The organism is Microcoleus sp. PH2017_12_PCY_D_A (genome assembly GCF_020738565.1).
Classification (GTDB): Bacteria; Cyanobacteriota; Cyanobacteriia; order Cyanobacteriales; family Microcoleaceae; genus Microcoleus.
Map to the genome: position 1 here is coordinate 1 of NZ_JAEQCI010000210.1, position 6,379 is coordinate 6,379.

A 6,379-nucleotide genomic window follows, 5' to 3' on the forward strand; every position below is an offset into this window, starting at 1 on the left:
AGGCTAACACTGCATAATTTCAGCCCAAAAGCGTTTGGCTTCCAAGTTTTCACAACTGATAAAAAAATCCGACCCACATCTGCGGAATGTGGGTTATAACATTGGGAAACGCTTTTATGATCCCTTGGTTACTCTCGCAATAACCATGGTGCTCTCATCGGTAGATTTGTTTTCAAAACTTGCCATGAAAGTTTCTAGGGTATCGTATTGTTTTGTTACCTGTGCTAAAGAATTAATCAATACATCATCTTTTGTTACTGCGCCGATTTTTGGAGCGATTTTCGCTTGGTTTTGAGCCGCATTGCTGAACACAACATTTAATTGTATACCAGGCTCGTAACTCACTACTAAAACATCCCCTTTTCTGATGTTGGCTGTGCAAGGAGCGCTCGCACTAATTGGCTGGTCACAATAAACTGTACTCGCTGCTTGTATTGTCTCTGCACTCGCACTATTTACTACAAAACCAAAAGTTACCACAAAAGCAACCATTAGTGTTGCCAAAAAACTAATTACACGTTTCATCTTCAAAAATCCTCAATGAGTTTTTAGTGAGTTTTTAGTGGTTTTCTCTTCCCACATCAATAAGACGTTCCCCACCCCAATTTCGGAATTTTTCGACTTACACTCAAATTTCCTCCCCCAAAATCCACCCTCAACCCCCCAAACCCTTCCTCCCCTTACCTTTCAACCCCTTCAAACTCTTCTCAACCTCCCCACGAGTCGGATACAACAACTCCTGACTCAAAGCACTTTCATAAGCTTGTATCGCCCCCAACCGATCGCCCAACCCCACCAAGGCTCTCCCCAGCCAGTAATCAGCCGAAGCCGGATTAAACTCTCTCAATTCCTGACATCCCTGACAAGCCACTTCCCACGATCGCAAACTCGCCCCAACATCCCCCAGCACTCGGTAACTCTCTCCCAACCACACTGCCGCAGGTACGGATTGCAAATAACCCCCTGCCGGTAAAAACTCCCATCCTTTCTCCAACGCCTCCACCGCTTCCCGATGTTTAAAAGCCAAAGCCAACACCCTTCCATGACAAAACCAAGCATCAGCTAACTGAGGCTGTAGTTGCGTCCCTTTTTCCGAAACCAGACACCCCCTTTCAACCTCTTTAAAGCATTCCACCAACACCCGCCCCGCGATCGCCCAAACACTCCAGCGTTGAGGAAAACGCTCAAGCATTTCTTCCACTATGGAAGCAAGGGTTATGTTATTCCCCTCTTTTGTTTGGAGAGTACCCTCGACCCCCTTTTTTAAGGGGAAAGTTAGAGGAAGAGAGGTCATTTTCGCAACAGGCAAAATCTCACACAAACCCCGATAAATTTCACACTCATCAGGATACAGATGATAAGCTTTTAGCATCATTTCCGCCGCCTTCTCATATTCCCCCGTCTCAAACAAGCAGCGCCCATAGTAATACCAACCATGAGGATGATTCGGGTGTTGTGCGGTAAACTCTGCTAACACCTCCACACCTTCCTTCCAATCTCCTCGGAAAATGTGATAATATGCCAGAGATTTGTGAGCCTCAGCCCCATGAGGATACTGTCGCAGAGCAGAGGTAATTATCTTTTTCGTCTCCTTCCCCTCCTTCCCAGATATCAATCTCATCGCGCAACGCAGCTAAGACAATTAATGTATGCAACCGTCGCTGTGCTTCCTGAAGATTCCCCACCGCCCTTAGCGCATCATAGCTATGAATTAAGGCGACAATATCATCAGGGTTAAGTGACAAAATCATCTCAAAGGCTCCTAAAGCCCCAACAGGATTCTCTCTCCCCATCTGCAATTGTCCCAAAACCAGCCAGTTAGCTGCGTTATCTGGTTGTAGGTTAGCCGCAGTTTCCAACGCAGTGATGGCTTTTTTACTGTCACCTTGACAAATTGCGATCGCCCCGCTGATATACTGTCCTATCCCTTCATTGTCCGACAATGGTAAGACACTCTGATAAACCTCGATCGCCTCAGCTTCCCTTCCCATTAGCTGCAAGAGTTTCCCCAATTTTAACAACACATCTATTAATTGAGGTTGCCGCTCAATGACTTGGCGATACTCCTCAACCGCCCGCTCCCAGTTACCCATTACTGACAGGAGATTGGCTAATTCCCAGCGTTTCTTCCAGCCCGAGGGATACTGCTCCACATACTGACTTAATGTGTTCAGCTTCTGCTCTTGTCTCGTTAGCTTTTCTTCTAAAATTAGGTGAACATTCAACTCCACCCCAGAGCAGTGGGTGACTGGTACCAAGCAGGAAAAATTGTTTCCAGACATATTGCGCTTACTTGATAATTAAGAGAACAATCAAAGCGCCCCTTTTGTTGGGGGAATGGAGCTATTTTTTGGTAAATCGTGATTATTTCATCTGAGTGCAAGCTTTCCACCCCGGGAGAGCCCTTTTTGTCCGGTGACTCGGAGGAATTTAACAGAGCATCATCCAACCCTGACAAATACTTTGTCAAACGCTTTTGCAGAATTTTTCGCGCTTGTGAAATACGTTTGCGAAGGTTTTCGTAGGATACACCTAGCTTTTGTACTATTTCCAGATATGATTTTTCCGCAATGAAGTGTAGGATAAAAGGTTCGCGCAGTTTGGGCGGCAAATCCTCAATAGCGCGTTGGATTATCATTGCTAATTCGCAGTGTAAAGCGACAGTTTCAGGACTATGGGAGAGAGAAACCAGTCCCTCCTCCCCTTTTTCAATTATTACTTCCAAACTCTCAACCCGATCGCCCAACCTCTTATTTTCTCGATGTATATCCATACAAAGGTTATAAGTCAGTCGGGTCAACCAAGCTTTAAAGTTAGTGATGACACCAGTAGAATCTTGACTTTTCTCAAAGGCTTTGAGCATCGCTCGACTGAGTACCTCTTCGGCATTAGTCGCGTTTCCGTCCATCCACTTCAAACAGCAACGGTAAAGATAATCTCGGTGCTGGTTCCATTGTTGCCAAAAATTTGTGCTTGTATCTGACGAGCGATCCGACTGCTTTGAAATGCTAGATAATTGAGAACCTAATTTCATTTCTAATGCCTAAACTCTGGCTGTAAGTTTCAAGTAATCTTGGAGGTTGTGGTTGACAGTCACACCGCGATCGTTCTATCAAAGCTGCTGAACACCAGGGTCTAGGAAAATACCCTACCTAAATATTAGTAATACTTACCCAAATTTTACACTCAAATTGACTGGTAAATAGGCGTGAGTCAACCGTATTGTGCAACCAAATGTAAAATCATACAAACTCTTGCTGTTGCTTTTTTTAATGAATTTTGCCTGCAAGCCATACCTGTAGAACCCATCCAATATGTAGTTTGCTAGTAACTCAAGTACGAATGCCGATGCGAATTGCATCTCCATCTTGGCATTTCGTACTTGATTTACCTGCTGCCAGCTACGGCTCTCTGCCCTGATTCAACAATCCGTACTCTGGATTGGTGAGAAATCAAGAAAAAGAACAAACCGCCCAGGCTTTTAATCCTAATGCGCGCGCATCTGTGGAGCGCTGGACTGCATTACATTTTCGACTCGGAAATCACCGGCATTATATTTTCGACTTGGAAATCACCGGGATTTTCGTTGATAACCTGGTTAACTGTATCGCGCAATATTTTTTCTAGCACGTCAATAAATGAACCAGTTGCAGTTTCTGTGACCCAGGGGTCCATCACTACAGAACGCAGAACGGTGATGGGCATGTCTGATGAGCCATCTACTCCCAAACGTTGTTTGTAGGTTTTGATGAATTCTGTCCCGTAGGACTTTTCGTAGAAATCCGTCGTGCTCACAATCAGATCGTAAGCAGAGATATCAGTCTCCGGTTCGATGCTCAGCTTCTCGTAAATTGTTTGGTTGAGTTTGTTTGCCTTCTCTAAATTGTTGTTGACTTTGCCCGATGGAGTCTTGAAGTTGAAAGCATAGACCAAGATATTTTGGTCGGGTCCAATTTCTTTCAGGAGGGCCATTGCGTCTGGGTTATTTTGGATCTCCTCATTAGTTTTGCCATCAATCAAATCCCCAACTTGTTGTTCGGTAACATCGTCTGGGAGAGCGGATAGAGGAACTACGATAAAACGATCTTCGGGCTTGTTCATGCACATTAGCCGTGCGTAAAGCTTGTCACAACTGTACAAAGCCTGACCCAAGAGTTTGCCGTAGCCGCTTTTTGTTGGTCGAATTACTCGATGGCTCAAATATACTGAAGCACAAGCAGCCCCGGGTTTAGAACCCTCTATACCGTAAATACCTGTTGTTGGTTCAGCATCGCCGTGAAATATATAAGGCGCAGCAAAGGTAACTAGAGAGCGCATGGCTGAATTGCGGTAGCAAAGTGCTCCTGCCGGATACGGGATGTAACCTGCTTTGTGAGGATCGACGGTGATAGAATCAGTCTCGCCGAGCGCTTCAAATTGGGTGGTTACGTAGGCACTTAACGGTGAAATTGGTGGGGGAGCGGAGCGAAAGAGTAGGGGTTCGATTTCAAAGTCATCGCGCAATATAGATGCAAAATAGCCTCCCCAAGCTGCATCAGCATGAACTGTAAATTCTAAACCTTGTTTGCGATATTCGTCCCGCAGATTGAGAATCTCCCGCAGCGGGTCAACTGCACCTTCTTCAGTGCTTCCCATCACCGCCACTACTGTGTACACGGGTATTTTTTCTGCCAAGCATGTATCGAGATGATCGCGGAGAGCATCTATCTTCATTCGACCGTTCGCATCCACATGAACGTCTTTCATGTGGGACGCTCCCATGCCTAGCAGTGCTGCTGCTTTGGGGAAAGAGTAGTGCTTGCTGCCCGGTACAAAAAACCAAGGTTCTGGCACATCGCTCAGGAAATTTTTGGCAAACTTTTGTATTCCCAAATCTTGCAGCGAATATTTTGACACAGCATCTGAGAGGACAGTCGAATCGATACCATACTCCGATTTGAGACGGGCGGGCAATCCTAGAATGTCATCGGCTTTGAGGTTGAGCAGTTCCCAAACAGTTAGTTCAATTAAAGGCTTCACCACCAAAATACCGCCGCCGTAAACAGAAACCTCGATATTTTTTGCTTCTTCCAAGTCGTTGATTACAGCTTGTTGCAAAGCAATGGGATAGAACTTGAGATTTCTAGCTGACCATAGAGCCTCTATATTGGCAACTGTACCCCCACAAGTTATGTGTCCCCAGGGAGCAATCTCTTCCTCATTTTCCGGGATTTTGTATCCCAGCATGAGGCACAAATCGTTACCGACGATAATTTCCAGGTATGTCGTTGCTGTTGATGCTTCAAATGCTACGTTATTGGGGTTGTAGAGCATCGCCGCGAAGTAACCAACCACGCTCGGCAGTGTCAAATCCCAGTCCATGTGCCCTTGATAGCGCATGCTGAAGAAAGGAACTGAATTTTTAAGAAACTCTAGCAATGAGTGATAGCCCTCATTGAAATTCTCCATTGCCTGTAAATATTCTGGAGACTGCTTAATTTCCTCTGTAATGTGCTCGGGATCTTCTGGGTGATAATTCTTTCTCCACTCAGCCTGGTCGCGAATTGCTTCTACAATTAAAGTCTCCAGCACGTCAGCATTTTCTCCCTTTGGCCCCATAAACCAGGCTTCAAGGGAGCGCGTTCCTGACGTGCTGTCCAGTTTGGGAAGGTTGGAAGAACGGGAAAGTTCTTGCAGGTTGCGGCGGGCTTTTTCAAAGCCTTGACTTTGAGTGTCTCTTGGAGTATTCATCAAACAATAATTCCTGTGTTGTTAGGTTCGCGCCATAAATCATGCTGTTGTTTCTCTATTGGTACAGTACCGATAGAGAGTTTTGAACGAGAGCGGCTGTTAACACCAATAGTTGCGCTCATTCAAGCCTGTCACTGAGGCAAAATCTTTGCTAGTTGCATTTCATTTGGTTTTAATCGCATTTAGTCCCGACGGAAGTTTAACTTCAGTCGATACATTTTCCTGCGTGTCAATAGAGCCACAAAAACCAAAGGTTCGGTAGTTTGCTCGGCCTGACTTGTTTTATCCGCTTGTACGGTATTAAAATACCTGTATAGCAGTATAAGTAATAAATTTTACGTTTGTCAAGTTAAAAGTTCGCTGCGGATATCATATGTAGCCAATACAAATGATTTATGCAAGTTTTGCAGCAACTCTCATTTGCAGGAACCTTGGAATCGATTAGGTAAAGGCTCTTAACACTTCTGCGCTACCAACAGGCTTCAATTTTTATGTGCAACTGATATATTGCCTTTCGCGCGCCTGCACCATCTCGAATGCTGTTGAGGGGAGGGTAGTGCCCTGAAGGAAAGGATCGGAGTAAGCTATAATTAGAGAAGTGTTTCCCATAGCGTGATATGACATTAGAAATTAGTTGCCCTAATTGTTG

The 6,379-nt window shown here is 45.1% G+C and carries 5 protein-coding genes; all 5 read right to left on the reverse strand.

Annotated features, from left to right (window positions below; genetic code table 11):
• Nucleotides 1-114 precede the first annotated feature (114 nt).
• Nucleotides 115-525, reverse strand: a complete 411-nt coding sequence (locus tag JGK39_RS32495) for a hypothetical protein (RefSeq protein ID WP_293298799.1) — start codon at nucleotides 523-525, stop codon at nucleotides 115-117.
• Nucleotides 526-655: 130 nt separating this feature from the next.
• Nucleotides 656-1,621 carry a tetratricopeptide repeat protein gene (locus JGK39_RS32500; protein ID WP_293322640.1) on the reverse strand — a complete coding sequence of 322 codons (966 nt, stop codon included), beginning with the start codon at nucleotides 1,619-1,621 and terminating at the stop codon, nucleotides 656-658.
• Nucleotides 1,539-2,225 carry a tetratricopeptide repeat protein gene (locus tag JGK39_RS32505; RefSeq protein WP_293322643.1) on the reverse strand — a complete coding sequence of 229 codons (687 nt, stop codon included), beginning with the start codon at nucleotides 2,223-2,225 and terminating at the stop codon, nucleotides 1,539-1,541. Before JGK39_RS32505 ends, JGK39_RS32500 begins: the two co-directional genes overlap by 83 nt.
• Complete coding sequence (locus JGK39_RS32510) at nucleotides 2,222-3,034, reverse strand: RNA polymerase sigma factor (RefSeq protein WP_293260680.1); 813 nt, start codon at nucleotides 3,032-3,034, stop codon at nucleotides 2,222-2,224. Before JGK39_RS32510 ends, JGK39_RS32505 begins: the two co-directional genes overlap by 4 nt.
• A 488-nt stretch (nucleotides 3,035-3,522) precedes the next feature.
• Complete coding sequence (locus JGK39_RS32515; protein ID WP_293260677.1) at nucleotides 3,523-5,730, reverse strand: pyridoxal-dependent decarboxylase; 2,208 nt, start codon at nucleotides 5,728-5,730, stop codon at nucleotides 3,523-3,525.
• Nucleotides 5,731-6,379 lie beyond the last annotated feature (649 nt).